This window comes from Brasilonema octagenarum UFV-OR1, from assembly GCF_963888615.1.
Classification (GTDB): domain Bacteria; phylum Cyanobacteriota; class Cyanobacteriia; order Cyanobacteriales; family Nostocaceae; genus Brasilonema; species Brasilonema sennae.
Genome location: NZ_CAWPKW010000363.1, coordinates 1 through 26,468, shown reverse-complemented (window position 1 = coordinate 26,468; position 26,468 = coordinate 1). Strand labels below are relative to the sequence as shown.

Here is a 26,468-nt window from a genome sequence, read left to right as displayed (position 1 = left end):
ACCCTGTTAAGCGTTAAGCGTTCCCTACGTCCTAATAGAGTTGGCTATAGCTATATCTAAAAAACCATTATGTAAAACAGACTTTAGGTGAAAACGACATCTACTCAACACCTTTACGACACTTGTTTGATAACAAGACAAATAATTTGTTAGCTAACAACTCCAGGACTTACGCAACAAGGGAGAATGTCCGCAGCGCATACGCTGTCGGTCGCTGCGGACGGAATTACGTTGAAATGCGTAAGTCCTGAACTCATATTGAAAGTATGGCTGTCTGAAGAGTTCAGTTACTACAGCAGTATTGAATTCCCCATATGACTAAAATCAGAAGATAATGACAGAAAACCACCTTGTAAATTACCCATGTCGCAAGACAACCAAATTGCTGTCGAATTCGACAATGTTACCTTTAGCCGGAATAATCGACCTTTGGTATCAAACCTCAATTTCAGTATCCATCCGGGAGAGGCACTGATACTACTAGGACGTAGTGGTAGTGGCAAAACTACGACAATGAAATTAATCAATCGCCTATTTATACCTACACAAGGCGAAGTAGTATTTAATGGCATTCCCACAACTCAATGGGACGAAATTAGACTGAGGCGCAAGATTGGTTATGTGATTCAAGAAACAGGTTTATTTCCCCATTTTACAGTGGAACGTAATGTGGGTTTAGTTCCATCTTTGCAAGGTTGGAAACCCAAACAGATTCAAACGCGAGTTCGTGAATTGTTGGATTTAGTTGGTTTAGAACCAGAAAAATTTGCTCAAAGATATCCACATGAACTTTCAGGAGGGCAAAGACAACGAGTTGGTGTCGCAAGGGCGCTAGCTGCAGATCCGCCAGTGTTGTTGATGGATGAACCTTTTGGCGCACTCGATCCAATCACGCGTTTAGAGCTGCAACAAGAATTTAAACGGTTACAGCAGGAACTCGGTAAGACAGTTGTGTTTGTCACTCACGATATCCAAGAAGCATTTCTGTTGGCATCAAGAATTGGGTTAATGGATGGAGGAAAATTAGTAGTGTTGGGTACACCAGAGGAATTTCAGGGTTCTCAACACCCAGAAGCACTCGCATTTCTGCAATGTCTTAAACCAGCCCTATGAACATCAACAACTTCTTCTTGATAAAATATGCTTCGCAAATCTTGGAACATAGTTTGGAACATTTGCTGTTGGTAGCAATTTCTATTGGGATTGCAGCTGTGATAGGTATTCCACTTGGTATACTAATTACTCGCCAGCGGAATCTTCGGGCACCAATTCTTGGTATTGCAAATATTATGCAAACTGTTCCCAGTCTAGCACTGTTTGGCTTGCTTATCCCCATACCTGTGATCGGCGGAATTGGAACAGTCCCCGCAGCTGTTGCCCTAATATTGTATTCTCTGTTACCACTGATTCGGAATACTTATACGGGTATTATTGGTGTTGATCCAGCCATAATAGAAGCTGGGCGAGGCATGGGAATGACTGATAAACAACTGTTGCTTCAAGTGGAGATTCCCTTGGCTCTAAGTGTTATCCTAGCAGGGGTGCGGGTGGCAACAGTGATTGGAATAGGGATTGCAACTATAGCTGCGGCGATTGGTGCTGGTGGTTTAGGAGAGTTGATTTTTCGTGGTATTGTAACGGTTAATAATGAGTTAATTTTAGCTGGTGCAATTCCTGCAGCCGCGATCGCTTTGTTTGCTGATTTTACTATTGGTTGGTTGGAAGGAAAATTTCAAGTGACTAAAAAATAGAGCGAATTAATTATAGTTCAGCAATAGTGAAGAAGATAGATAGATGACAAAGAAAATCACCTTTTTCCTTGTAACTTTTGCTTTGGTAATAGGGATTGTCAGCTGCCAGTTTAATAAAAGTGGTGGTGACATTATTGTTGCTTCTAAAGGTCTTGGTGAGCAGGCTATTTTAAGCGAACTTTTAGCACAGCAAATCGAAGCAACAACGAATTTAAAAGTTGACCGACGCGACTTGCTTGGTACCTTTGTTTGTCATCAAGCTATAACTACTGGCAAAATTGATGCTTATGTTGAGTATACAGGTACGGCTTTCACTGCTATTTTAAAACAAAAAGTAATTAACGATCCAAAAGAGGTTTATCAACGCTTAAAACAAGCTTATGCCCAGAAATTTAATTTGGAAGTGATGAAATCTTTGGGTTTTGAAAATACGTTTGCGATGATCATAAGGGGTGAAGAGGCAAGACGTTATAAGATTCAAACTCTCTCTGAAGCGGCTCAATATGCACCTCAGTGGCGAGCTGCTTTTGGTTACGAGTTTATGGACAGGGAAGATGGTTTCCCTGGATTGTCTAAAACCTACGGTTTACGCTTTGCCCAGTCTCCTCGGATTATGGATTTGGGATTGCTATACCGTGCGCTTTTACAAAAGCAAGTCAATATGATAAGTGCAAATTCTACTGATGGGCAAATATCTCGCTTAGGTTTAGTTGTACTAAAGGATGATAAACAGTATTTTCCACCTTATGAAGCAACTCCAATAATACGGAAAGAAACATTGCAAAAGTATCCGGAAGTTAGGAAGGCGATCGCCCAACTTAGTGGAAAAATTTCGGCAGATGAAATGCGCCACTTAAACAACTTGTTTGAGGCCGAGTTACGTGATGTTAAGGAAGTTGTCAGCGAGTTTCGCAAAGCCAACGGTTTAGCATAATCATGGTCTAATATCAAGTTCGGATGATTACTTATAATTAAGCCGCTCTGGTTTTTGGCTACCAGTGGTCGCAAGTTAGTCCTTGGATTAAGTCCTGCTGTTTCATAATTTCTTGGCAACGAAGTACCATAAGTTCTTCAAGGGTAGTGATGCATAGTAATGATCTATTGTCGTAGGAATGATACATTTTTGAACTGGTTCATATAAAGTATCAGAGTATGCTAACAGATGCTTGTATTTTATTACGGGGTATGTATCATTGATTTTATTCAAATTCATCTTTTGATGTAAGTATGAATTAGGAACTCAGAAGTGATAGCCATGCAATAAATAACTCTCATTGAGGCATCTAAAAATTTGCCATAATTAATCGAGGCAGTCATCAGTGGCGAATAAATTATTATCATTTCTGCCTCACAACAACAGTACAATGATGAAACTAATTGCACCTGAAACAACACTTGAAATTTCACGGCTGTTGCTTGAGCCACTGGTGGAATCTCATGCAGCACATATCTACAGGCAATTGCAGGATGAAAGGCTTTATCAGTTTATCCCACAGGAGCCTCCCATATCATTGCAAGTTTTGCAGACTCGATATCGCGCGCTATCTTCAAGGCTTTCTCCTGACGGGCAAGAAGTATGGCTGAATTGGGCTATTCGTCTTCGCCAATTTGGAACATATATTGGAACATTGCAAGCAACAGTATATGCCAATCAAATAGCTGCAATCGCCTACATGATCTTCCCATCATTCTGGCAACAAGGTTATGCAAAGGAAGGATGTTTACGACTGCTCAATCATCTTTTCAACGATTATCAAGTTAAGATTGTGGCAGCCCAGATTGACACTCGTAACGTCGCATCCATTGAACTCATTAAATCACTTGGTTTTAAGTACGTGTCCACAAAAGAAAACGCGGACTTTTTTAAAGGATGTGTCAGCCATGAGTATCGATATGAATGTATGTCGTCTTCTACTTAACTCACTCATCTACCAGTTCGATAAACTAAACTGAAGTTGTTGCATCAAACAACCAATTTTTGATGTAAGCATTAATTAGGAACTTAGAGGTAACAACCATGCAAGAAATAACTCTCGCTGAAGCATCTAAAAATTTCTCTGAATTAATTGAAGCAGTCATGAGTGGTGAAGAAGTAGTCATTACAAAAGATAATCAGCCTGTTGTTAAACTAACTCCTGTATCGCCTGAACGTCGTTCGCTGTTTGGGAGTGCTAAAGGCTTGATTACAGTATCAGATGATTTTGATGAACCGCTAGAAGACTTTAAGGATTATATGTAATGAGGCTGCTGCTGGACACTCACACATTTCTTTGGTTTTTTACAGGCAATACAAAAATCAGCAACCAAGTAAGGGTGCTAATCGAGAATGAGGATAACGAAAAGCTGCTCAGTACAGCTAGTCTCTGGGAGATGGCGATTAAACAAAGTACAGGCAAGCTGAGTTTTCATCTGCCATTTGAGGTGTTTATCACACAGCAACTCAGTCTTAATGACTTCAATGTACTGGACATCAATCTCAACCACCTTTCTGTTGTTGCAACGCTACCGCTTTACCATAGAGATCCATTTGACAGACTTTTCATTTCACAATCTATTGTTGAAAAAATACCTATATTGAGTATTGATTCAGCCTTTGATGCCTATCCTATTGAACGGCTGTGGTAGGCAATAGTTATTAAAGATATTTTAGAAAAAATTATATAAGGAGTTGCTATGTTGCACGATCCAAATCAAATGACACTGTTTCCTAAATTGCCAGATGATGCTTTGGAGGAAATGAAGCAGTTTGGTACTGAGATAGAACTTAAGATAGGCGATGTGCTGTTTAGTGAAGGCGATTCAAACTATCATTTTTGTGTTGTCTTAGAAGGTCAAATTGAAGTCACTAAGCAAGTGGGCGTTGAAACGCAAGTGCTGGTTGTTCATCGTCGGGGCGACTTCATGGGTGAACTTTCGATGCTAACAGGTTCAAATGCTATTGCTAATGCTTATGCGATCGCACCCAGTCGCGTTTTACAAATAGACATTGAAACATTTAGACATATGCTTATTAAATGTTCGCCGATTGCTGACGTGATTCTCACCGCAATGGCAGGACGAACCAAAGAGGTGCAAGCGCAGCTACGACAGCAAGAAAAAATGGCAGCACTGGGTAAAATGTCTGCAGGATTGGCACACGAATTGAATAATCCAGGGGCTGCGGCGAAAAGGGCGGCGAGCCTTCTGTGCGAAAATTTTCAAAATTTACAAACTCTAGCTTTACAGCTGAATTTAGTATCTAAAGAACAAGTAAAATTCATTACTGATATTCAAGCTCAAGCAACACAACACGCCATCCACTCTCCTAAACTTGACCCTCTAACGTGTAGTGATAAAGAAGACGAAGTGACAGAATGGTTGGAAGACCATGATATTAATAATAGTTGGAAATTTGCCCCCACATTTGTCAACGCTGGATTAGACATAGAAAAGCTGGATACTCTTGCTGACAACGTCCCAATTGACTGTCTTGAGCATGTTCTTAAATGGCTTGACGCGACACTTTCATCTTTTGGGTTGATTCATGAAATTGAGCAAAGTACCACTCGCATTTCTGAGTTAGTGAAAGCTATTAAGGGCTATTCCTATATGGATCAAGCCCCTCTACAAGAAATAGATATCCATGACGGAATTGAAAATACTTTACTCATTCTCCATCATTGCCTGAAAAAAGGAATTATTGTTAATCGAGAATTTGACCGCACTCTGCCAAAAATTTGTGTTTATGCTGGTGAACTAAACCAAGTGTGGACAAATTTAATTGATAATGCCATATATGCCATGAAAGGTAAAGGCGATTTGACAATTCGTACTTATAGAGAAAATAACTGTCTTGTTGTCGAAATAACTGATACAGGGGCAGGTATTCCACCAGCAATTCAATCGCGAATTTTTGAACCATTTTTTACAACGAAAGAAGTTGGAAAAGGCACTGGGTTGGGTTTAGAAATTGCTTATCGTATTATTGTTAACAAACATCATGGTGACATCCATTTTGAATCTCAACCGGGGAATACATGCTTTCGAGTACGTTTACCGATTTCAGCAGTGAATCGTTCATGTCAAGGGGTTTCTGAGTAGAATTTTTACTAGGATTGACTGCAAGATATGACTGAGATTTTCCAAACACAGCGCCTAATTATCCGTCAGTGGAGTCCTGAAGCTGATGCTGCACAAGCCTTGGAAATTTACGGGGATCCAGACGTGATGTGCTTTCTTAGTGGAAAACCTGAGGAGAGTGAACAGACTCAACGGGCAAGTTTGCAACGAGTGATTGAACGCTATGCCCAACTCAATAATGGCACTGGCGCTTGGGCAATTATTCAAAAGCAAATCGGAGAAATTGTAGGAACTATCCTGTTAAAAACACTACCTGATAATCAGGGCAAACCAACCCAAGATTATGAAGTGGGTTGGCACTTAAAAAAAGCAGCTTGGGGCAAAGGTTATGCGACAGAAGCTGCACGAGGTGCTATTGAATATGGATTTAATCTTCTTAAATTACCAGTCATTTATGCGGTGGTGAAGCCTGAAAATTATAATTCAATTCGGGTAGCTCAACGGCTTGGCATGATACCAATGGGTCGCACTCACAAATATTACGGTGTTGAATTAGAGTTATTTAAACTAGATGCAGAACATAAATAGAACATTTGTTGTTAGTGCATTTAGTTTCTTCTTTCAAACTAAAACCTAATTTGTTCATTGAAAGAATAAAAGAGGTAGCAAAATTAATTTGAAATGAGTTACTTAACAAGTTATTTAAAACAGTGCTTTAGCTATTACAGTGCTTTTTATTTGCATCAAGTACAAACCACTTGATAGGGGCACAGCAATGCTGTGTCCCTACAGCACTGTTCTGTGTTGTTCTACTTACAAATTAAAGGTGTATCATGCTTGATATTGAAACTTTACGCCAAGTTCCTCTGTTTTCCAAATTACCAAGTGAACGGTTGCAATGGCTACTTGAACAGGGTACAGAAGTATGGCGAGAACCGGGAGAAATTCATCGCCGCGAAGGTGAACCTGCTGAGCATGTTTTCATACTGTTAGAAGGTCAAATTCGGATTATGCAGAAGGTTGGCAATCAAGAGATTTTGTTGACGATTTATGAACCCAAAACGCTGTTTGGTGAATTACCCGTTTTAATGGGTCATACACATTTCTGGGCTAGCAGTCGTGCTGTGACTCGTAGCCATATTTTGGACGTGCCAAACCAGGTATTTTGGGAAATGCTTTCGAGTTGTACTTGTGTGATGACTGAGATTCTCCGCACAATGGCAGAACGCTTACAAGCTGTGCAGACAATATCACAGCACAGAGAAAAACTAGTAGCATTAGGCACTTTAGCCGCCGGATTAGCACACGAGTTGAATAACCCAGCTTCAGCTTGTCGTAGAGCTGTGGGACAATTACGCCAAACTAGGCAGGTATTGCAGCCTTTGACGGTAAAGCTGAATCAAAAACAAATGACTTGCGACCAAAAAGCGTTTGTTGCTAAATTGCAGCAAGATGCCATCGCCCGTGCCAAAACAGCAGCCAGACTTGATCCGTTAACGCAAAGCGATCGCGAGGATGAAGTGATGCAATGGCTAGAAGCACACAACGTTGGTAACAGCTGGAAACTTGCTCCCAACCTGGTGACAGCAGGACTCGATATCGAATGGCTGGAAAATGTTAAGAAAAATATCGGTGAATTGTTACTTGGTAATGTCCTAACTTGGACAGAGATAACGTTACAAGAATGGGGTTTGTTAGATGAACTTGACCATTGTACAACCCGAATCTCTACCTTAGTTGATGCTGTCAAAGATTACTCTTACATGGATCGGGCACCTTTACAGGAAATAAACGTACATGAGGGTATCGAAAGTACTCTCACCATTTTGAATCACAAGTTAAAGCATAGTCATGTGACGGTTACGCGAGAGTATGACTGCGAAGTGCCGTTAATCACTGCCTACGGTAGAGAACTCAATCAAGTCTGGACAAATTTAATTGATAACGCCATTGATGCTATTAATGGACAAGGTGGTCAAATCTGGATTCGTACGAATTGCGAAAGCGACTTTTTGCTCGTAGAAATTGCTGATAATGGTGCAGGAATTCCTCCCGAGGTTCAGTCTCACATTTTTGAGCCATTTTTTACAACAAAAGGAGTCGGTGAGGGGACTGGGTTAGGTTTGCACATTATTTACCGGATTGTTGTAGAACAGCATCTGGGTGATATTCGGGTGTTATCTCAACCGGGAAATACAAGGTTTCAGGTGCGGTTACCAATTAATTTGTCATAAAAAAGAAAATAGAGACGCATAAATCAAGCGTCTCTAGAGAGGAAACCCATAAACTGTCGAAAAGAAAAATTCAAAATAAAAATTGAAAGATTAAAAAAAATATTATTTAGTTAGACATTTTACTCTCATCAGTGAACTTTTATTGTTATTGTTGTTGGAATTTTGGTTGGAATCTGGTAGTACCAGGGTTTTTTGCGTGGTTTACCTCTAGTAAGAAGTGTTTGACGAGCATATTCACAACTGAATGATTGCTTACAACTTGAGATACACGACTCAAAATTACCATTCCGGAAAATTTCAAAAAATAACCGGCTACAAGCCGGTAAAAATTTTGGAACAACAAAGGTGCTACGGTGTGTCTCTACACCAGGGAGTAGAAAACATTAGGCAAACGCTGAAAAATCTATATTGGGCGGAATATCCTGAATACGCCCTTGACCGACAGCACGCAATGCTTCTCTAAGAGAAACATCCCCTGTATACAGCGCACGACCAACAATCACACCAGTCACACCTTGTGATTCTAGCGCCAACAGACTCAGCAAATCGGTAACAGAACTCACACCACCAGAAGCAATGATCGGAACAGAAATTGTCGCCGCGAGCGATCGCAATGCTTCCATATTTGGTCCAGAAAGTGTACCATCACGATGGATATCAGTGTAGATAATGGCTGCGGCTCCCAATTCTTGCATCTGTACAGCCAGTTGAGTTGCTAAAACTTCAGAGGTTTCTTGCCACCCCCGAGTTGCTACCATTCCATTACGAGCATCAATACCAATAACAATCTGCTGTGGAAATTCTTGACAGAGTTGTTGTACAAGCTGGGGTTGTTCTACGGCGATGGTTCCCAAAATAATGCGTTGTACGCCTATGTTGAGTAGCTGTTCTACACGATCGCGATCGCGCACTCCTCCACCAACTTGAATAGATACCGACACAGCTTGAGCGATCGCTTCAATTGCTGGCAAGTTTACTAATGTACCTGTTTTCGCCCCATCCAAATCGACGATGTGTAATCTGGTGGCTCCCTGTTCTACCCACTGCTTTGCAACTTCAACTGGGTTGTCGCTGAAAACTTGCGATTGTTCATAATCTCCTTGATAAAGTCGCACACAGCGACCTTCTAGTAAATCTATCGCCGGAATTACGTCCATTTATAACTTTTCCTTTTTAAACGACTCCCATCCCAGTCTAAGATGACATACAGCATTCAGAATCATCCCACCAAGAAATCTAGAAAATTAACTCAAGTTAGTATAGAGAAACAGGAAATTCCCAAAACTTGTTGCTATGGCTTGTGCTTCTTTCCGCTTTTATGCAGAGTTGAATGACTTTTTACCATCGCATAGAAAGGATATGAAAATAGCTCATATCTTTACTGAAAGAGCTTCCATTAAAGATATGATTGAATCTTTAGGTATTCCCCATCCAGAAGTAGATGGTATTGAAGTTAATGGAATATCGGTAGATTTTTCTTACATTGTCCAAGATGGAGATATCATCAATGTTTACCCAATTTCTACCACAGATAGAGGAACTTCCACTATTTCTGTCAGACCTAAACCTCTAACTACCATCCGTTTTGTTTTAGATATTCATTTAGGCAAGTTAGTAACGTCTTTACGCTTGTTAGGATTTGATACGTTATACCAAAATGATTATGAAGATAAAGAATTAGCCCACATTTCCAGTACCCAAAACCGAATTCTATTAACTCGCGATCGCGGTTTATTGATGCGAAGTATCGTCAGCTATGGATATTACGTCAGAAATACTGACCCGCATAAACAAATTGTTGAAGTCATGCAACGCTTTGACTTATATAAAATAATATCACCTTTTCAACGCTGTTTGCGCTGCAATGGATTATTAGAATCTGTAACCAAAGAACTAATTGTTAACCAATTGCCAGAAACTGTCAAATTATATAATCATGAATTTCATCGTTGTCAAAACTGCAATCAGATTTACTGGAAAGGTTCACATTATGAAAGATTGCAACAGTTTCTTGACTTGGTAGTAGGTAATAAGTAATGGAGAAAAACTGTGACATTAATATTAGCGCTTGATTTTGGTGGAACAAAGTTAGCAGCAGCGACAGTCCATGCAGGTTCTAAGCAATGGCTAGGATATGAGCGTCGTCTTTCACCAGCAAATGCAAATGCTGACACTGATTTAGAAATTATGCGCTCTGTTATCAACTCTTTACTAAAGGGAGCGAAACCAGAAGCTATTGGTGTAAGTTTTGGGGGACCAGTGGACGCAACAACAGGGAAAGTTCGACTATCCCATCATGTCGTTGGATGGGAGAATGTTCCGTTGCGCGACTTGCTAGAGGAAGAATTTGGCGTTCCTGCTTATGTAGATAACGACGCGAATGTTGCTGCTTTGGGTGAGTATCGCTTTGGTGCAGGGCAAGGTTTCGACAGTCTGTTTTACATGACTGTCAGTACTGGCGTGGGGGGCGGTTGGATACTCAACGGTAAGCCTTGGCGAGGTGCTGAGGGGATGGCTGGTGAAATTGGACACATGGTGGTAGATCCTGCAGGACCTGTGTGTTTGTGTGGAAAGCGGGGATGTGTGGAGAGGTTGGCGTCGGGACCTTATATGGCGCAGGATGTGAGGGAAGTTTTGAGAAACGTTCGCGCAGCGTGTCCGGAGGACATACCGCCAAGACGAGCCAGTGCGTTGGGCGGCGAGCCGCGCTTGTTGCACCTGGCGTGCCAAGGACGCCAAGACAAGAGAGGAGAGGTGTTGAGGGAGTTGGTGGGAGATAATTTGGAGTTGATTACTGGGCAGATAGTGAGTGAGGCTGCAGCTGCTGGGGATAATTTGGCTAAGGAAATTTTGTACAGGGCTAGTTGGGCGCTGGGTGTTGGTATTGGGAATGTGGCAAATTTGATTAACCCACAGCTGTTTGTGTTGGGTGGTGGTGTGATGAAGGCGGGTGAGGATTTTTGGCAAGTGTTGCGAAAGGTGGCGCGGGAGACGGCTTTACCTGAGGTTAATTTTGAGATCGTTTCGGCGACGCTGGGAGATGATGCACCGTTGTGGGGGGCAGTAGCTTTGGCTGAAGATGTTTTAAGGTGATTTGAAGCTTATTTCACGCCTAAAAGCCAATGACGTGAGTTTATTCATACCTTGTCACGAAAATTCTGATACATACTCTCCCTGCTCAAGAACTGCTTGCTCATATGTATCAATTTTTAAGTGAAAGAGTATAATAAATGACTTTGTATACTGTGCATAAAAAGTATAATATTTTCTCTTTCAAAAGTAACATAATAGGGTTACCTTGAGTTGAAATTAGAGTGTATCAAATCAGCTAATATCAGCTTAATACTTGTATTTTCCCATTTACTTGATGTCTTTACGTCAGAATAAATTTCTATCAACGACGTTAGCGGATTCACGAATCAAATCTGTCAAAAATTTACTAAAAATTTTTGTTATTTGATATACAAAGATATATATATTAGTGAAATTGTCTTCAGTAAGAATACATGTTTCATGAAGAAATATCTGCGAGAAATGGTCATAACAATCAGTGTTGCCATGATTGTTGTTATGACTATGTTGAGAACCCCAGCTACGGAGACTACTTTCGTCAGAAAGAACGTTGTTGATCTGACTCCACAGGAAAAATTAGATTTTGTTAATGCTCTCAAAACATTAAAAACACGACCCGGTACTAACAGCAAAAATGTCAGTCTCTATGATGAGGTTGTTGCTATTCATGCAGGAGCTATGACATTTGACAAAATGCAATTGGGTGGTCAAGTTATACTACCGCAGGACACGCCTTCTACAGGACCTGCGACAGGCTCTGATGCAGCTCATGAACATGGAGCATTTTTACCTTGGCACCGTGAATATTTAAGTCGATTTGAAAAAGCTTTGCGCTCAGTTAATCCTAATATCACTATCCCTTACTGGGATTGGACAGATCCAAGAGCCGTTGAGGTGATTTTTAACCCCAATTTTTTGGGGACAAATGGCTCAGGATCAACACTGACTTTTGAATATCCAGATGGTAGACCTACTATTAGACTTGATGGGGGTCCTGTAGTGTCTGGTAATTTTTCCGAAGCGGATGGTTGGAGAATAGTCCCGGATTTACATAAAAACATCAGTACAGCCGAAACTCTAGGTACCTCACTCATTCGCTATCTAGCAGGTTCAGATGCACCTGCTGGGACTGGATTCCCTCTAGATAAGGCAGAAACAGACAGAATACTTCAGTCACCAGACTATGCTACATTTCGTCCATTTTTGGAGGGAGATATTACCATCAATGCAGACGGCACTGAAAATGAATGTCGAAACTTCCCATGTAACCACAACCTCGTTCATGCGTTGGTTGGTGGGACTGTGCCTAATCCTAATCAAAACGAGACGAATCGGCAGTTGCTAACATTGGGTACTATAAGCAACACTCCAGCTTCCCCCAATGAACCAGCTTTCTTTCTGCTTCATGCCAACGTAGATCGTCTTTGGGCCGAATGGCAGAATAATGGTCGCAAAGGTCCCGAATTTTACGGTGTTCCAGGTGAACCTTACGGGCACAATCTCAATGACAAGATGTGGCCTTGGGATGGAGGTGATTCTATACCAGGATCAATTGGTAGTACTGATATACGACCCTACTTACCAGTTATTGCACCCAACGATATTGTCAGACCTATAGACACTCTGAATTGGCGAAAGTATGGCTACACCTATGACACTCTTTTGAAGAAAGGCAGAGGATGGAGAAGACACTCTCGTGGGGAGCTTCCTGTTAAGAGAACTCGTGTGCCAGAACGCAGAAGGGGTAGCCGATAAATCAGTTTAGAAGATTCAACATGGAAAAAAGTGGGGCTAGAAACTCCTACGTCAAAACTAAATTATCCCGATGAACCACAGTTTCCGCACCAACATAACCTAAAATAGCGGCAATTTCACTAGAACGGCGTCCGCGAATCTTTTGTAGTTCACTGTTACTATAGTTCACCAGTCCTCTGGCAATTTCATGACCGTTTTTATCGCACAATTGCACCGCATCCTGAGTGTCAAATTCTCCTTCCACCACCGTAATACCAGCAGCTAACAACGATTTGCCAGAACCAGAAATTGCTAGCACTGCTCCCTCATCCAAATAAAGTTTCCCAGCAGGAACCAAACCATATGCTATCCAACGTTTACGGGCGGAAGTTGGTTCTGGTTGCGGTTCAAAGTGAGTGCCAATGGCTTCGCCCTGTAAAATTTTTTCTATATTGCCTGGATATCGTCCTTGGGCAATGACGGTGCGAACACCAGCAGCGATCGCTATTCGTGCTGCGGAAATTTTGGTTACCATACCGCCAGTTCCCCATTGGGAACCTTGCGTACCTGTTTGCACCTGTAATTCTGCTAATTCTTTGATGTTGCTAACTAAAGCAATCGGTTGGGCATCCGGTACAGAACGGGGATCGGCTGAGTAAAGCCTATCAACATCGGTAAGCAAAAATAGCCAATCTGCTTTTACTAAGCTAGCAACCAGAGCAGAAAGGGTGTCATTATCACCAAATTTTAGTTCCTCTACTGCGACTGTATCATTCTCATTCACCACTGGAATCACTCCAAGTTCCAGTAATTCCCTGAATGTGTTGTAGACATTAAGGTAATGACTGCGCTCAACTAAGTCCTTGCGGCTGAGCAAAACCTGAGCAATTGGCTGTTGCAGTGTCGTAAATAAATCATCGTACACTCGTATTAATCTGCCTTGCCCGACTGCTGCAACTGCTTGTTTTAGAGCGATCGCCTTAGGACGTTGTGTTAAGCCTAGCCGCGCACAACCCACTCCCACAGCACCAGAGGATACCAAAATGACCTTGTAACCCTGTCGTCGCAGATCACACAGGGTTTCTGCTAAAGTCGCGATTGTGGAAAGTGCCAGTTGTCCGGTTTCTGGTTGAGTCAGGCTGGAGGTGCCAATTTTGACGACGATTGTTTTAGTCATTGGTCATTGGTCATTAGTCATCGGTCACTCATTTTATGACATACAACTAGGGACAATTAACAAAATTGTGAAGCGCCAGATCCTCTATAATTTTGAGGCTGACGCTTCACTTTTTTATATTGAGTTGTTATGAGTTAGAGTCTTTATTTTGGCTGACTCCTTTGTTATTTATACTTATTATGATTGCAGATTTTTGTTTGAAACAAGGTTTTTTTAATTTTTTCTTTAGGTTTACTTTCCTGATGATTTATTAATTTTTGTAACTCTTTTTGTCTTAGGAGTAATAGAAGCACCAAGAATTTCAGAAACCCAAACTTCAAAGTTGCGTATGGGATGGGAACGAAGAGCAAGATCTGCATGGATAATCGGCTCTACCAAAATAGTAAACATTCCCAAGCGATTACCTGCTAAGACATCAGTGAATAATCTATCTCCCACCATTCCTACCTGGTGTACAGGTAAATCCATCGCTTTGAGTGCTTGCCGAATTTTACGTCCCGAGGGCTTGGCTGCACCTAAGAAATAAGGCAGGTTGAGCGATCGCGCAATTCCACCAATCCGAGTTTGACTCAGGTTATTACTCACCAAGCACAATTTTGCACAGGGGCGCATTTGTTCTACCCACTGTTGGAGTTCCACAGAAGCGGAGGCAGCTTTTATTGGTACTAATGTTTCATCTACATCCAACACCAGCCCCTTCAGCCCATTTTTTCGGATCATGTCTGGTGTGAGGTTCAACACTGAACCTTCTAAAATCAAGCTAGGCTGTATGAGATTGTTCCAGTTCATAGTGATTAGTCATTACTCATTAGTCATTGGCATAAAATAAAGGACTACAGACCACTTCTTTGTTTGCGGATTTTAGTCACAGCTGCTTCGTGTTCTTGTAGAGTACGACTGAACACGTGTGTACCATCGTAACGTGCCACAAAAAATAAGTAATCAGTTTTTTCTGGAGCAAGCGTTGCTTTGAGACTTGCTAACCCTGGAGAGGCAATTGGACCAGGTGGTAAGCCAGGATTAAGATAGGTGTTATAAGGAGAGACGGTTTTGACTTGAGCGAAAGTCAGAGGTTGATCTGCTGTTTGACGTATGCCCAAAGCATACTCAACTGTTGGATCACTTTCCAAGCGCATACCCTTTTGTAGCCTAGAGAAAAACACCCCAGCTATCAGGGGGCGCTCACTCCCCACTACTGCCTCTTTCTCAACTATACTGGCGAGAGTCACCCATTGCTTAAGGTTAAGAGGGGTTTTCTTTTGTTCTTTTTGTTACAATGGCAATGCGACTTGCTCGAAGCGACTGAGCATTTGTTTAATAACATCTTGGGGAGTGATGCTACCACGGGCAATCTTGTATGTATCTGGGTACAAAAATCCTTCTAAGTACGGTAGATCAGCGGGAAGCCAAGAAAACTGGCCGCGGTCAATTTGACTCGCGGCTGCAAGAAAATCTTTAGCTAAGAAAAATTTTCTTTCTTCAAAATGTGCCGCCATTTGTCGCAATGACCAACCTTCGGGAATGGTGTAACTATTTTGCACCACTTCTCCTTGCCAAATTTTTTGGGCGATGGCCGATAGAGGCTGGGTAGGAGAAAGTTCGTATGTTCCTGCTTGAAAACTACCTTGAGGGTTTTTCCACTCCAAGTAACGTGCCCACACATTCCACGCCAATTGTGAGCGAATCAAACCGGCCTTTTCTAAATTACGACCGATTTGCTGTGATGCAGTTCCTGGAGGGATTTGAATCTGCAGCCACTTTACCGAATTATTTGCTGTTGCACCTGGATTTACTGTTTGGATGGGTGCGCTTATTGCCCGATTCCACCATATCCAGCTTTGCCAAGTACCAAATAAAACGGTTAAGGGCACTAGACCTAGGATAAATAGCTGCTTCCAACTTTTTTGCCAAAGATGCATCTAAGTAAAAAAATTCTAACGAAAAATCCCTCATTAAAAATTAAATTTTTTGATTCTTTTAATTTTTAATTTTGAATTTTTTTATCTTACTCCACTTCATTAAACAAATGTTCTTCCAGCAGAGGTTGGACTTGACGAAACTCTTCTGGTGAGAGTAATTCTGGTTTACCCGCTTGAGATATTCGTGCGAAAAACAGCAGTGGATCAAGGGGAGTGTAAATTGCGTACTCTTGTTCTTCGTGGTAGAAGCTCGATAGCAGTTGTAATTGCTCTGGCTCTAAATCTGCCTCTTCATCTTCAATTTCTAGAGTAAAAAGTTCTGACTCTTCCACTGGTGGTAAATCACCTGCAACAGTCAGAGCATAAGCTGTATGCTTTAAAAACAGATTTTGCTCAGAAAGAACAGCTTGGGCTATACCAAATATTTGGTCGATTATCGTTTCATCTTCCACTAAAATGGCTTCTTCTTCTTCTTCTTCACCTTGCCAAGCAAAAATTTCTATTGGTGAGTCAACCGGGAGAAGCAAAACGTACTCTTGACCATCTACGGTGAGTGAATGCTCAATGTAGCATTCGAGGCTTCTGCCTTTGTCATCAGTCAAAGTGATGGAACCAGTACGACTCTGGTCATTTTCTTCAGGAAAGGATGAGGAAAACATAGTGGAGATCTTGACTTTTTTACTAAAAACTACCAGCAACTGTTATAATAACCGAATTCTTTCTTTAAACAGATTTTATTAATCAAAACTAAGGGTTTACCCTGACTAGCACTGAGCGTTCGCGCAGCGTGTCCGTTCGGCTTTGCCGTGCCCGTTCGCGCAGCGTGTCCCTTTGGGACTCAGGGCTCAGGACTCAGCCGAAGGGTAAAACTGATTAATAAATTTTAGAATATCATGTTAGAAGCTTGCATTAATCAGCAGAAACTAGTGTGCTTTTCAAACGAGATCGCCTCGTATCCAGCCATTGTTGTAAGATGATGGATGCTGCTTTACGGTCAATAAGTTGTTTGTTACGAGAGGGGGAGCGATTCTCTGCTATGAGCATTTGCTCTGCCTGAAATGAAGTTAATCGTTCATCAACATATTCCACAGGCAGTTTGAGAACCTTGGCAAGTCTGGTTGTAAATTTCTGCACTTGACGAGCCTGAAATCCTAAAGAACCATCCATAGAATAAGGTAACCCAACAATTAGGACTTGTACTTGCCGCTGATTGACGAGTTGTCGTATTTGCTCCACATCCCGCTCAAACGATGTTCGCTCTATAGTAGTGATACCAGTGGCTATTCAACCAGTGCGATCGCACCCTGCCACACCAATACGTTTGCGCCCAACATCTAATCCTAAAGCACAAACGAATTGCTGTGAGCTTTTTTCCTCAGTAGCTGAAGTGTGCAAATAGACAGGGACACTGGAAGCAACAGAACAGGGGAGAGATTGCCCTTGTATCCCTTTGTCTAATTGTTCCGTTATATCCTTGTGTGCTTGTCCTTGTTCAAAACCCACTGCTAATCACTCCTGCCGAGCATCTGCCGGTTCTTGCTGGCTAGATGTTTCTACGTTGCTGTTATTGCACGAAAAGACAATAGTTTCTTTTGTCGTATTGGGTTGTGCAATTCTTTCTGGCGACACTGGCTGTCCTTGTTGTACCCATGACATCCCACCGGGAATCGGTTTTCGTGCAGGTTGTAAGCCTTGCAACATTTCTGGTAACTGAATTCCTTCTAGAGAGACAAATTTTGACTCCCGCAGTTTATGCCACACAGAGCGAGACATCATCAAGGTGTGTTCTGTGCGACTTGCACCCATTCTCTCCAAAAACTCTTCTCTTTCTGGGTGATAATCTGCTGAGGTGACTTGTAGAGCTTGTGGAGGAAAATCCTGTGCTATTCGAGCGAGTTGAGTAAGTAACTCTGGATACAACCAGGTGTAAGCTGGGTTTACTGTCAAGGTGGCCACATGGGGCTGTTGACCTTTACGATCCAATCGCAATTGAAAATAGCCGATCGCAGCTTTGCGTTGGGGTTCAAAAACGTAACCACTCACTACTTCTACTTTCGTCACCCACTGCTTCACTGCTTCTGTTAAAGCGCCGAACAGAGTTGTTTTAAAGTCATCGGCGTTACGGTCAAACACTTGCCGTACTAAAGGTGGCATTGATGCCGTATCTAGTTGATATAATAGCTGCGCATCAGCATTACTTACAGGCAGCAGATTGGGTAAATCTGGTTCTGATTTCGCCAATTCTTCAAGCAACTCTGGTTGTATTTCCCAGTATGTCATTTCTGCTAAGCGCTGAAATCCATTTTTGCGATAAAGCGCCAGTGCGTCTTTGTCGTTGACATTTACTTCTAAAAGCCAAGTACGAGCCTCCAAAATTGATTCAAAGCAATAGCGCAAAAGCTGTGAGCCAATTGCTTGCTTATCCATCGCACGCTCTACCATCACACGCTCTACCCTCCACGTGCTGTGCGTGCGATTAAACGGGGATATTTGAATCATTCCCAGAAGCGTACGCCCTTGTTCTGCTACGTATGCATAGAAACGATACCGTAATGGATTGGGAAACCAACTCAAACATTTGAGTAATCCATACCAGCCGCGCAGCCATTGCATTTGCCGCATTGCATCACAAGCTCCCTTGGGGGTTTGGGCTGCGAACGACTCTTGAGTTAGGCGTTCTATTCCATCCAAGTCCCGGTATTGGACTTGTCGGATAATAACGCTAAGATTTCGCTGAAGTAATGAAGTCATTTTCATTCGAGCCGCCATTCAGCTTAGAGTAACTAGGTCAAAGGAACTGCTGCAATCATCATAACGGCTTTGTGCTACTTTCTATTAAACCAAAAGGGTGATTTTCGTAACTTCACATATTATAAAGCAGATTTTCACGAGAATAGCATTAGCCTCGTCTTAACAAAATCTTCCTTTATCTTAATTTTACCCTAACATTGTTTAACACTTTTGAGCTATATTGCTCTACGAGAAACAAGCTTTTCAAAATTGGCTTGGGTTTGATGGAGTAATTGATCCCGGCTGTCTTCTTGAGACTGTTTCAAGGGTGGAACCAGATTGCGAGCCTGCAGTGCCATGTGAAGCTGTAGGTGGGCTACGTACTCACTAAAATCATCACGCTCTGCGTTTGTGCTCGTTAATAAATTTGATTCCGTTGCCACTGTGTTCTCCTTAAAATTTTACAGCTGCTTTACATTACAAAATATTTATCATGTTATTTTGTCTATCTTCTGACTTCGCAATGAAGTTTAATGTATGGCGTAAAACAATTGCCACGGTAGGCTAAAGCCTACGCAGTGGTTTTCATAAAGATTTTAGCGTACACCAGAACATAGCACGTAAACTAAGTATCCAGCCGTCAAACCCAGACCCTAGTACCGCAAGGCGGAAGTCAAAAGTCAAAAGTCAAAAGTATTATGGAATGGACTTTTTAGGGATTTTAAATGGTGAACCAGCGCGAATGACGGCTTTCCCGACCTAGGCGACTGGTGAACCCGAAGGGTTGCCCTATTTACGCCGTACTGTACTAGTGTGTTCTAAGCGTCAACTTAACACATGGCGCTTGTTTTCTTTTTATAATTCTCCTGAGACTGTAAATAAGCTTGTTGTTTTGTGGTGATAGTGGCTGAACAAACTATGATCCATACTCAACTAGCTACAGCAGCCACTGTCTGATTCACTATCTCATATGGTTTTTCTACGCCTTGTGCCAAATATTCAGCAAGCTGAGATTCTATTTGCTCTCGTACAATTTGGCGATACTCCAAGAAATGTTCATTGTGGGCGCAGGTGGCGAGATAATGCTCTGCAACTCCAGGGTTACGCTTGACGATACTAAACAGGTGATGCCAGAACTTCCAGCGAGTTTCCCGTTTGATCCCTTGTCGCCAAATAATCAGTAGCAGGGCTTTAACAACAACCCACTCTGGCATCTTGAATGGTGCTTTCCAACTCGGTGCACCCATGATGAGGAAACAACGGTAGGTACGATCCAAGTAGGAGATGGGGTCATATAAACTACAAAAAGCTTCAATATATTCTCTGGCAATGTCTTCCAAAGAACGAGTGGGGATAAAGTTCATCAAAGTTGTCTGGTTAATGTTGCCATCTTTATTTTCCCGTAGTCGTCCTTCTTTATTAAGGCGATGCCAAAGGGCTGTATTTGGTAGTGCTTGTAACATAGCAAAAGTTGTGGAGGGAATAGCTGCTTGTTCGGCAAAGCGGGCAATGCGATCGCCTGCACCTGATTTCTCTCCATCAAAACCAATAATAAACCCAGCCATTGGTCGTAAACCCGCTTTGATGATACTTTGCACAGCCTGAGTTAACGAACTACGCGTATTTTGAAACTTCTTTGTCAGTTGCAAACTGTCTTCATCTGGTGTTTCAATTCCCAAAAATACCGCAGCAAAACCACACTCAACCATCAGCTGCATCAATTCTGGATCTTGTGCTAAGTCAATAGAAGCTTCGGTGTCAAACCGGAATGGATATTTGTGTTCTGCCATCCAAACCTTTAACTCTTTGAGCAACAACTTAACATTGCGCTTGTTGCCGATAAAGTTGTCATCCACCATAAAAATACCACGCCGCCAACCCAGCTTATAGAGGTAATCTAACTCTGCCAAGAGTTGTGCAGGAGTTTTGGTGCGAGGTTTGCGTCCATAAAGAACAATAATGTCACAAAATTCGCACTGGAAAGGACAACCCCGCGAAAACTGAACTGACATCATATCGTAAGCGTCAAACTCTAGCAAATCAAAACGGGGTACTGGGGTTGTAGTGACATCTGGTTTTTCTGTCGCGCGGAATGTACCAGAAGTGTCACCTCGTTTAATTGCTTCAATAAACATTGGGAGGGTAATTTCCCCTTCATCTAAAATTAGGAAATCTGCACCAGCTTCTTGAACTCCCCCAGGAACTGAGGTGGGGTAAGGACCACCTACAGCAACTAACTTACCACGTTGCTTTGCTTCGCGAATTTGCTCTAATAAATCTTGTTTTTGGACTATCATCGCAGAAAAGACGACCACATCCGCCCAAGCCCATTCCTCTTCTGTCGCTGGGCGGATATTGCGATCAACTAGCTTAAACTCCCATTCTTGAGGCAAAATTGCTGCTACTGTCACCAAACCCAATGGTGGTAAGAGAACTTTGCGGTCAACTAACGCCAATATTTTCTCATAAGACCAAAATGTTTTGGGAAAAATGGGATAAACTAGTAAAATTCGCATGAACCGTCAACCCTCACAAACAAAAGTGTTTTTTCGCTGTAACTATAATAATTGGTACACTGACGAAGTTTTCTTCTTTGAAGTTTCTGTTTGATCAGGCAAGTGAGCTAGTTCACATAGCCAAAAGATAGGGCCTAAGTGCATTGAGTTACAACTTAACCTAAGATAACTCGGCACTTAGACGCCATTCGTTCTCAAAAGCAATTTTTTTTACTTTATTTTTTTAACTTTGCTGTGAGTTTGACTGGGTAGATTGATCTGCTGGCTGTGTCTTCTCCTCTTTTTTCTGACTCTCAGTCACTGCTTGCAATTGATTGAGGTGAATATTATTCACTTGAGTAATAAAGTTTTCTATTGCCTCCTTTGCCTTTTGTTGTTGTTGGCTTTCGTCAACTGAGTCATAGCAACGATAAGATGGAGTTATTCCCAAGACAAATTTTTCTTGTTCCGCTTCTAACGATTCAACTGTCGTGTTAGCAGAAATCCAATTTTCCTGAAAAGGAAACGAGGTGACTACACTAGCAACTATGGAGGCAATAGCTGGAAAGATTACGGGTAGCCACTTCAGTAAACTTTGACCTGGTTCCAATTTGTCTACCAAAACTAAAATTGGTGTCACTCCTGAGAAAACAATGGTTCCGATTTGCAAACTATAGTAAAGATTTCTCGATAGATTTCGAGTTTTTTTATAATCGTCAATCAACTCTTGGGAATACTGTAAAGCCTTTTCTCTGGCTGGGGCAATCGGGTTCTTTGTGGAGTGATTGTTACTGTTCATTAGATAGAGTTCGGCTTTTCTCTGTAGATCGAGTTTAGAAGCGGCGTTACTAGAAACCCGAAACACTTGTTGATTGATGAGGAACAGAAAAACAAAGATAGCCAAAGAAATAGATCCAGTGAGTACGACTCTTGGATTGTCTGGAAGAACAAAAGTAATAACACCTGAACCAATAAAAGCAGCTAAAAAGAAATACTCAATGATCTTCAAAGTAAATAACAACATTTTTTGACTTGATGAGGAGGATGATTGTTCCTGCATATCGGACATATCTGTCTGGTTTTTTGGCTCAATAGTAGTCATTGCTCAGTAACCAATTCGTACAAACAACTATAGAAGTTCCTGTAGCAAAATGCTTTTCAGGATAAAAATAGCAGGATTTAAATACAGATTGGAGGATCTTTGATATTTTTTTCGTGATATTCTGACTGGCTTTGCCAAAACTTGGGTATATTATCATTTTTTTTGATACAAGTGCAACCACAGATCAGACACTTGAGCTATATATATATCCAAATACTTCTAGTATAAAAAGTTATCATCAGTCTGTTTCATCGGTGAGATTTGACGCTGCACCTCAACTTTAAACATTGGTAGCAAGAACAAGCAGAGCTTTCTCGCATGTGATAACTGCATTAATTTCTAGAAAAAGTATTGCTGCTTTCTACGGAAAACTAGAGCAACGAGTGCCATACGCCTTTATGCGTCTGCGCTTTGCGCAAAGCTGCACGCACTTGCGTTCGCATATCGCCGTTAATCTGCTAGGAGTATCCTTCAAGGGGTGGGAGTGTTAGGGAGGATTCGATTTCGGCATATTTAGCCCACAGACTTCAGTTTGTATAGCCTTTGAATTCTATTCGCTGGGCGTATTTTCCAAAATGGGATACTCTGGAGAGCGTTAACACGAAGCGCTTAAGATGACAAGCACTAAAAGTATTAAATTATAAAATATAATAACTTTCATGTCAATGCGTCACTCATAAAATTAGGAATAGCGACATATATTGTCTGGTGAATATAAAAAATATGTAAAAAAAACAAATCTTTATTGACCATGTATTTCCACGCAATTAATCTATTGTACATATGCAATTTGATATTCAGACGTTCTCTAACTAACCAGAGAAATTTGGTAAAACTAATCAAAAAACTATTAGGAATTCATTCCGGAGTTTATATTTAGTATCCATAAAGTCTAATATAAATTGATCTCGTTTCAGCCTAAGTAGGATTGCAGCGACCAATCTATATACTTAAGTATGACTGTAGCTGTAGTCGTAAATTATATTTTTTTAAGGATAAACAAATGGTAAACATAGGCTATCATACAGCAAAATTTCAAGGGCAATTTATTCGTTCTGTTTATAGAGACATAGTTGTTAAGTTGGTCAAAGCTCCTATAAAACAAAATCGAAAAGTTCCAATTAAGATTTATTCTTTATCATGCGAGCGGGACTTGCCAGAACAAGTGGTAAGTATTCGGTCATTCATCCGTTATGTAGGTATTCCAGAAAAATTCACTGTTATTTCTGATGGTAGCTATACTGATGATAGTTGTCGTTTACTGTGCCGCATACATCCCTGTGTTGAGGTGGTGCCTTTAAAAAAACTTGTTAGAAACGACTTGCCTGAATGTGTTTCTGAATATGCTCAACACCATACAATGGGCAGAAAGTTATCGGCATTAATGTCAATTCCTGTGAATGGTCCAACGATCTACACTGATTCAGATATTTTGTTTTTCCCAGGTGGAATTGACTTAGTTGAGTTAGCTACTTCAGATGATCAATACACTAGATATCTACCTGATTGCTCTAATTCATTAGATGACAGAATTATTTGCGATGACTCCGAGAAGTTAAATCCAATCAATGCTGGATTTATTTTATTCAAGCACGAGTTGGATTGGAGTTTTGCTATTGAACGTTTGGCGAAGATGGAAGGAGTTCCCTCGTATTTTACTGAACAAACAGTGGTGCATCTGACAATCCACCAGAATCATGGCAAGCCTTTGTGCTCGCAACGATATGTTCTCAATGTAGAAGACCAATTTATTTATCCAGATAAATTTGCTAGTAAAGAAATTGCTTTAAGACATTATGTTAGGGATGTCAGACACAAGTTTTGGTTTAATTTAGCCTTAACTTGATGATCCATAGAATTGGTGTTCATTAGAGGATGTTTGGAAAGTTTAATTGAGTATACAAAATTGTCGTAGATCCCCCTAAATCCCCCTTCCCAAGGGGGGAATTTTACCTCGTTTCCCAAAAGGATCTAAGGAGATCTTGAAGATCGGTGTGTTTCAAACAATACTTATAAAACATCCTTTTAGCTAATTTTTACTAAAAACGAATACATTAACACAACACAATGCAAATCTCCTCATTTGACGTTTTCGACACCGTTCTGACACGAACTGTGGGAACACCAAAAGCGTTCTTTCTTTTGCTAGGTAAGCGATTAGCCAATCAATCTCTGATTCACTGTACACCTGAAGCCTTCGTTCATGCTCGCACTACAGCTGAGTTCCGGGCATACAGCAATGTGGGTGAAAAATATTCTTTGCAGCAAATCTACACGGAAGTTGCGATCGCCCTGCGACTCACTGATGAGCAATGCGAAAAAATCATGCACATTGAATGTGCCTTGGAATCTGAGCTGATTCGCCCGATCCCGGTTGCAAGAGATCTCATACAGGCTGCCCGCAAGCAAAACAAGCGTGTGGTTTTCGTCTCCGATATGTATTTGCCTGCTGAGTTCATCAAAGACCAGTTAATGCGTCATTCGTTCTGGGTGGATGGTGATGAACTGTATGTATCTTATGAATACGGAAAATCCAAGGCAACAGGTGAACTTTTCCGAGAATTGCTCAGTCGTGAGGGTGTTTCGCCAGCGGAAGTATCTCATTATGGTAATGATTTGCGTATTGATGTTCAGGGGGCTAAAAAAGTTGGGTTGAAAGCTCAACATTTTTCCGAAGGCAACTTGAATCGATATGAGCAAAAACTAGAGTCACATTCCTATGCGACAGAGGGTTTATCTTCTGCTATGGCTGGTGCCTCCAGACTAGTGCGCTTGCAAGTTCCGGTATCATCATCAAAAGAAGAGGCTTTGCGTGATGCCGCTGCAGGTGTGGTAGCCCCGACATTAGTCGGCTATGTTCTCTGGATACTCCAACAGGCTCAGCGGATGGGTTTAAAACGGCTCTACTTTGTGTCGAGAGATGGTCAAGTTTTGCTGGAAATAGCGCGTAGATTAGTCGCCAAGCTCAACTTTCCTTGCGAACTTCGCTATATCTATGGCAGTAGATTATCGTGGAATCTGCCAGCAGTCGTCAGTCTTGATCAACAGCAGGCATTGGAGATGCTGAAAAGACCAAGCTGGATTTTGGATGGCACAAGTACCCTATCTATTCAAGATTTTCTGGCGCGGGTTTCTATTGCTCCCCAAGAGATTCGTGATAGCTTGGCTGCTGTTGGATTCAAAGAAGAAGATTGGTTGCGAATTCTCAGTCCACAAGAGGTACAGCTGTTGCACCCAGTCCTTGACAAACCTGAAGTCAGTGACCTCATTCTTCAGAAAGCACAACAGAAGAAACAAGTTCTGATGAAATATCTAGAACAAGAGGGAGTGCTTGACTCAACGCCAAAGGGATTAGTTGATGTTGGTTGGTTTGGCAGTTCATATGATTCGTTAGCGGCACTTGTCAATGCCAACGGTGCCACACTTGATGTGGGTTTATTTTACGGCCTCAAAAGTAATTCCAAGGGAAATCAATCTGACTCTAAGAAAGGCTATTTCTTTGATCAACGGACAAGAACTGGCTTTAAAGATGTTTTACCTGAGTTGGGTATTGTTCCTTTGGAAATGTTTTGTAGTGCAGATCATGGTACCGTGCTTGGCTTCATGGAGGAAGGGGATCAAGTTCGACCAGTTTTCAAGGAAGAACATAATCAAAGGATTATCGACTGGGGACTACCAGTTGTCAGGAAGGCAGTTTACTCTTTTACAGAGAATCTGTTACTTGATTCAAACTTAGTGAATCCGTGGGCAGATGTGCGTGAAGCTTCTGCAGATGTGCTTCAGTCATTTTGGTTAAACCCTTCTTATACAGAGGCGAAGGCTTGGGGAGATTTTCCTTGGGAAGCAGGTCATAGTGAGAATACTAATTCTCTTGCTCAATCTTACTCTTGGGTAAATGTTGCTAAATCTTTTTTGACTGCAAGATTTGCTTATAATCAGGGTTTATGGTTTGAGGGATCAGTCGCCCAAAGTTCTCCACCTGTCCAAAAGGCAATACAAGGTTTTCACCGCTATCGGCGCTTGCTGTTGCTTATCAAGTCCAAAGTTCTTACTCCTAGACTCAAGGTAGTTAAGCGCTCATTACAAACTCCTTAGGAACAAAATCCCTTAACTTGTCCATAGTAGGAAGATCCTACTTTTAACCTCACCCTGCCCTGTCGGGCATCCCTCACGCCAGGTGCTACAACGGGGGGAA

At 41.6% G+C, this 26,468-nt stretch carries 22 protein-coding genes and 2 pseudogenes; 14 read left to right on the top strand and 10 right to left on the bottom strand.

Annotated features, from left to right (window positions below; all coding sequences use genetic code 11):
- Positions 1 to 363: 363 nt before the first annotated feature.
- From AC5590_RS32640 to AC5590_RS32600, 9 genes are all read left to right on the top strand, one after another.
- The gene (locus AC5590_RS32640; RefSeq protein ID WP_169267388.1) at positions 364 to 1,113 is read left to right on the top strand and encodes an ATP-binding cassette domain-containing protein; all 750 of its coding nucleotides are present in this window, start codon (positions 364 to 366) and stop codon (positions 1,111 to 1,113) included.
- Positions 1,110 to 1,751 carry an ABC transporter permease gene (locus AC5590_RS32635; RefSeq protein WP_169267387.1) on the top strand — a complete coding sequence of 214 codons (642 nt, stop codon included), beginning with the start codon at positions 1,110 to 1,112 and terminating at the stop codon, positions 1,749 to 1,751. The genes AC5590_RS32640 and AC5590_RS32635 overlap by 4 nt, the downstream gene beginning before the upstream one ends.
- Positions 1,752 to 1,794: 43 nt before the next feature.
- On the top strand, positions 1,795 to 2,685 hold the full coding sequence (locus AC5590_RS32630) for a glycine betaine ABC transporter substrate-binding protein (RefSeq protein ID WP_169267386.1): 891 nt from the start codon (positions 1,795 to 1,797) through the stop codon (positions 2,683 to 2,685).
- A 385-nt stretch (positions 2,686 to 3,070) separates the two neighbouring features.
- Entirely contained in the window at positions 3,071 to 3,670 is a 600-nt protein-coding gene (locus AC5590_RS32625; protein WP_169267385.1) for a GNAT family N-acetyltransferase, read from the top strand.
- Positions 3,671 to 3,768: 98 nt separating this feature from the next.
- Entirely contained in the window at positions 3,769 to 3,990 is a 222-nt protein-coding gene (locus AC5590_RS32620) for a type II toxin-antitoxin system Phd/YefM family antitoxin (RefSeq protein WP_169267384.1), read from the top strand.
- Positions 3,990 to 4,376 carry a type II toxin-antitoxin system VapC family toxin gene (locus AC5590_RS32615; RefSeq protein ID WP_169267383.1) on the top strand — a complete coding sequence of 129 codons (387 nt, stop codon included), beginning with the start codon at positions 3,990 to 3,992 and terminating at the stop codon, positions 4,374 to 4,376. Before AC5590_RS32620 ends, AC5590_RS32615 begins: the two co-directional genes overlap by 1 nt.
- A 48-nt stretch (positions 4,377 to 4,424) precedes the next feature.
- Positions 4,425 to 5,831, top strand: coding sequence for an ATP-binding protein (locus AC5590_RS32610; protein ID WP_169267382.1), 1,407 nt, complete (start codon positions 4,425 to 4,427; stop codon positions 5,829 to 5,831).
- Between the two features lie 27 nt (positions 5,832 to 5,858).
- Positions 5,859 to 6,398 (top strand): GNAT family N-acetyltransferase, encoded by a 540-nt coding sequence (locus AC5590_RS32605; protein WP_169267381.1) that lies wholly within the window; start codon positions 5,859 to 5,861, stop codon positions 6,396 to 6,398.
- Positions 6,399 to 6,643: 245 nt separating this feature from the next.
- A complete protein-coding gene (locus tag AC5590_RS32600) occupies positions 6,644 to 8,044 on the top strand; it encodes a sensor histidine kinase (protein ID WP_169267380.1) in 1,401 nt (466 codons plus the stop codon).
- 383 nt (positions 8,045 to 8,427) lie between these two features.
- Here the strand turns inward: AC5590_RS32600 and hisA are convergent, their stop codons facing one another.
- The gene (hisA, locus tag AC5590_RS32595) at positions 8,428 to 9,201 is read right to left on the bottom strand and encodes a 1-(5-phosphoribosyl)-5-[(5-phosphoribosylamino)methylideneamino]imidazole-4-carboxamide isomerase (RefSeq protein WP_169267379.1); all 774 of its coding nucleotides are present in this window, start codon (positions 9,199 to 9,201) and stop codon (positions 8,428 to 8,430) included.
- A 136-nt stretch (positions 9,202 to 9,337) separates the two neighbouring features.
- Here hisA and AC5590_RS32590 point away from each other — a divergent pair, with 136 nt between their 5' ends.
- From AC5590_RS32590 to AC5590_RS32580, 3 genes are all read left to right on the top strand, one after another.
- The gene (locus AC5590_RS32590) at positions 9,338 to 10,081 is read left to right on the top strand and encodes a Mut7-C RNAse domain-containing protein (RefSeq protein WP_169267378.1); all 744 of its coding nucleotides are present in this window, start codon (positions 9,338 to 9,340) and stop codon (positions 10,079 to 10,081) included.
- A gap of 12 nt (positions 10,082 to 10,093) precedes the next feature.
- Positions 10,094 to 11,137 (top strand): ROK family protein, encoded by a 1,044-nt coding sequence (locus tag AC5590_RS32585; RefSeq protein WP_169267377.1) that lies wholly within the window; start codon positions 10,094 to 10,096, stop codon positions 11,135 to 11,137.
- A gap of 420 nt (positions 11,138 to 11,557) precedes the next feature.
- Positions 11,558 to 12,871 carry a tyrosinase family protein gene (locus AC5590_RS32580; protein ID WP_169267376.1) on the top strand — a complete coding sequence of 438 codons (1,314 nt, stop codon included), beginning with the start codon at positions 11,558 to 11,560 and terminating at the stop codon, positions 12,869 to 12,871.
- 46 nt (positions 12,872 to 12,917) lie between these two features.
- Here the strand turns inward: AC5590_RS32580 and proB are convergent, their stop codons facing one another.
- The 9 genes and pseudogenes from proB to AC5590_RS32535 all read right to left on the bottom strand — a co-directional run bounded on the left by proB (position 12,918) and on the right by AC5590_RS32535 (position 22,273).
- Positions 12,918 to 14,027 (bottom strand): glutamate 5-kinase, encoded by a 1,110-nt coding sequence (proB, locus tag AC5590_RS32575; RefSeq protein WP_169267375.1) that lies wholly within the window; start codon positions 14,025 to 14,027, stop codon positions 12,918 to 12,920.
- 231 nt (positions 14,028 to 14,258) lie between these two features.
- A complete protein-coding gene (locus tag AC5590_RS32570; RefSeq protein ID WP_169267374.1) occupies positions 14,259 to 14,816 on the bottom strand; it encodes a YqeG family HAD IIIA-type phosphatase in 558 nt (185 codons plus the stop codon).
- 44 nt (positions 14,817 to 14,860) lie between these two features.
- Positions 14,861 to 15,946: pseudogene (mltG, locus tag AC5590_RS32565) on the bottom strand (endolytic transglycosylase MltG).
- Positions 15,947 to 16,032: 86 nt separating this feature from the next.
- Complete coding sequence (locus tag AC5590_RS32560) at positions 16,033 to 16,605, bottom strand: DUF3727 domain-containing protein (protein WP_169267373.1); 573 nt, start codon at positions 16,603 to 16,605, stop codon at positions 16,033 to 16,035.
- A 250-nt stretch (positions 16,606 to 16,855) separates the two neighbouring features.
- Positions 16,856 to 17,341 (bottom strand): annotated as a pseudogene (ruvX, locus tag AC5590_RS32555) (Holliday junction resolvase RuvX).
- 114 nt (positions 17,342 to 17,455) lie between these two features.
- A complete protein-coding gene (locus AC5590_RS32550; RefSeq protein ID WP_169267372.1) occupies positions 17,456 to 18,715 on the bottom strand; it encodes a GNAT family N-acetyltransferase in 1,260 nt (419 codons plus the stop codon).
- Positions 18,716 to 18,912: 197 nt separating this feature from the next.
- Positions 18,913 to 19,119 carry a hypothetical protein gene (locus AC5590_RS32545; protein ID WP_169267371.1) on the bottom strand — a complete coding sequence of 69 codons (207 nt, stop codon included), beginning with the start codon at positions 19,117 to 19,119 and terminating at the stop codon, positions 18,913 to 18,915.
- Between the two features lie 486 nt (positions 19,120 to 19,605).
- The gene (locus AC5590_RS32540) at positions 19,606 to 21,192 is read right to left on the bottom strand and encodes a B12-binding domain-containing radical SAM protein (protein ID WP_169267370.1); all 1,587 of its coding nucleotides are present in this window, start codon (positions 21,190 to 21,192) and stop codon (positions 19,606 to 19,608) included.
- A 223-nt stretch (positions 21,193 to 21,415) separates the two neighbouring features.
- Complete coding sequence (locus AC5590_RS32535) at positions 21,416 to 22,273, bottom strand: DUF4231 domain-containing protein (protein WP_169267369.1); 858 nt, start codon at positions 22,271 to 22,273, stop codon at positions 21,416 to 21,418.
- A 1,003-nt stretch (positions 22,274 to 23,276) separates the two neighbouring features.
- Here AC5590_RS32535 and AC5590_RS32530 point away from each other — a divergent pair.
- Together AC5590_RS32530 and AC5590_RS32525 are read left to right on the top strand one after the other, a co-directional pair.
- Positions 23,277 to 24,119: a hypothetical protein gene (locus AC5590_RS32530; protein WP_169267368.1), complete on the top strand. Its 843-nt coding sequence runs from the start codon at positions 23,277 to 23,279 to the stop codon at positions 24,117 to 24,119.
- A gap of 221 nt (positions 24,120 to 24,340) precedes the next feature.
- The gene (locus tag AC5590_RS32525; RefSeq protein WP_169267367.1) at positions 24,341 to 26,368 is read left to right on the top strand and encodes an HAD family hydrolase; all 2,028 of its coding nucleotides are present in this window, start codon (positions 24,341 to 24,343) and stop codon (positions 26,366 to 26,368) included.
- The last annotated feature ends 100 nt before the right edge of the window (positions 26,369 to 26,468 follow it).

What these genes read in the sequence shown, in the direction of transcription:
- AC5590_RS32620 (WP_169267384.1), top strand. Translation starts at nt 3,769, where the DNA reads ATGCAAGAAATAACTCTCGCTGAAGCATCTAAAAATTTCTCTGAATTA.
- AC5590_RS32630 (WP_169267386.1), top strand. Translation starts at nt 1,795, where the DNA reads ATGACAAAGAAAATCACCTTTTTCCTTGTAACTTTTGCTTTGGTAATA.
- AC5590_RS32640 (WP_169267388.1), top strand. Translation starts at nt 364, where the DNA reads ATGTCGCAAGACAACCAAATTGCTGTCGAATTCGACAATGTTACCTTT.
- AC5590_RS32530 (WP_169267368.1), top strand. Translation starts at nt 23,277, where the DNA reads ATGGTAAACATAGGCTATCATACAGCAAAATTTCAAGGGCAATTTATT.
- hisA (WP_169267379.1), bottom strand. Translation starts at nt 9,201, where the DNA reads ATGGACGTAATTCCGGCGATAGATTTACTAGAAGGTCGCTGTGTGCGA.
- AC5590_RS32600 (WP_169267380.1), top strand. Translation starts at nt 6,644, where the DNA reads ATGCTTGATATTGAAACTTTACGCCAAGTTCCTCTGTTTTCCAAATTA.
- AC5590_RS32540 (WP_169267370.1), bottom strand. Translation starts at nt 21,192, where the DNA reads ATGCGAATTTTACTAGTTTATCCCATTTTTCCCAAAACATTTTGGTCT.
- AC5590_RS32535 (WP_169267369.1), bottom strand. Translation starts at nt 22,273, where the DNA reads ATGACTACTATTGAGCCAAAAAACCAGACAGATATGTCCGATATGCAG.
- AC5590_RS32635 (WP_169267387.1), top strand. Translation starts at nt 1,110, where the DNA reads ATGAACATCAACAACTTCTTCTTGATAAAATATGCTTCGCAAATCTTG.
- proB (WP_169267375.1), bottom strand. Translation starts at nt 14,027, where the DNA reads ATGACTAAAACAATCGTCGTCAAAATTGGCACCTCCAGCCTGACTCAA.
- AC5590_RS32560 (WP_169267373.1), bottom strand. Translation starts at nt 16,605, where the DNA reads ATGTTTTCCTCATCCTTTCCTGAAGAAAATGACCAGAGTCGTACTGGT.
- AC5590_RS32525 (WP_169267367.1), top strand. Translation starts at nt 24,341, where the DNA reads ATGCAAATCTCCTCATTTGACGTTTTCGACACCGTTCTGACACGAACT.
- AC5590_RS32590 (WP_169267378.1), top strand. Translation starts at nt 9,338, where the DNA reads ATGGCTTGTGCTTCTTTCCGCTTTTATGCAGAGTTGAATGACTTTTTA.
- AC5590_RS32605 (WP_169267381.1), top strand. Translation starts at nt 5,859, where the DNA reads ATGACTGAGATTTTCCAAACACAGCGCCTAATTATCCGTCAGTGGAGT.
- AC5590_RS32610 (WP_169267382.1), top strand. Translation starts at nt 4,425, where the DNA reads ATGTTGCACGATCCAAATCAAATGACACTGTTTCCTAAATTGCCAGAT.
- AC5590_RS32570 (WP_169267374.1), bottom strand. Translation starts at nt 14,816, where the DNA reads ATGAACTGGAACAATCTCATACAGCCTAGCTTGATTTTAGAAGGTTCA.
- AC5590_RS32580 (WP_169267376.1), top strand. Translation starts at nt 11,558, where the DNA reads ATGAAGAAATATCTGCGAGAAATGGTCATAACAATCAGTGTTGCCATG.
- AC5590_RS32550 (WP_169267372.1), bottom strand. Translation starts at nt 18,715, where the DNA reads ATGGCGGCTCGAATGAAAATGACTTCATTACTTCAGCGAAATCTTAGC.
- AC5590_RS32615 (WP_169267383.1), top strand. Translation starts at nt 3,990, where the DNA reads ATGAGGCTGCTGCTGGACACTCACACATTTCTTTGGTTTTTTACAGGC.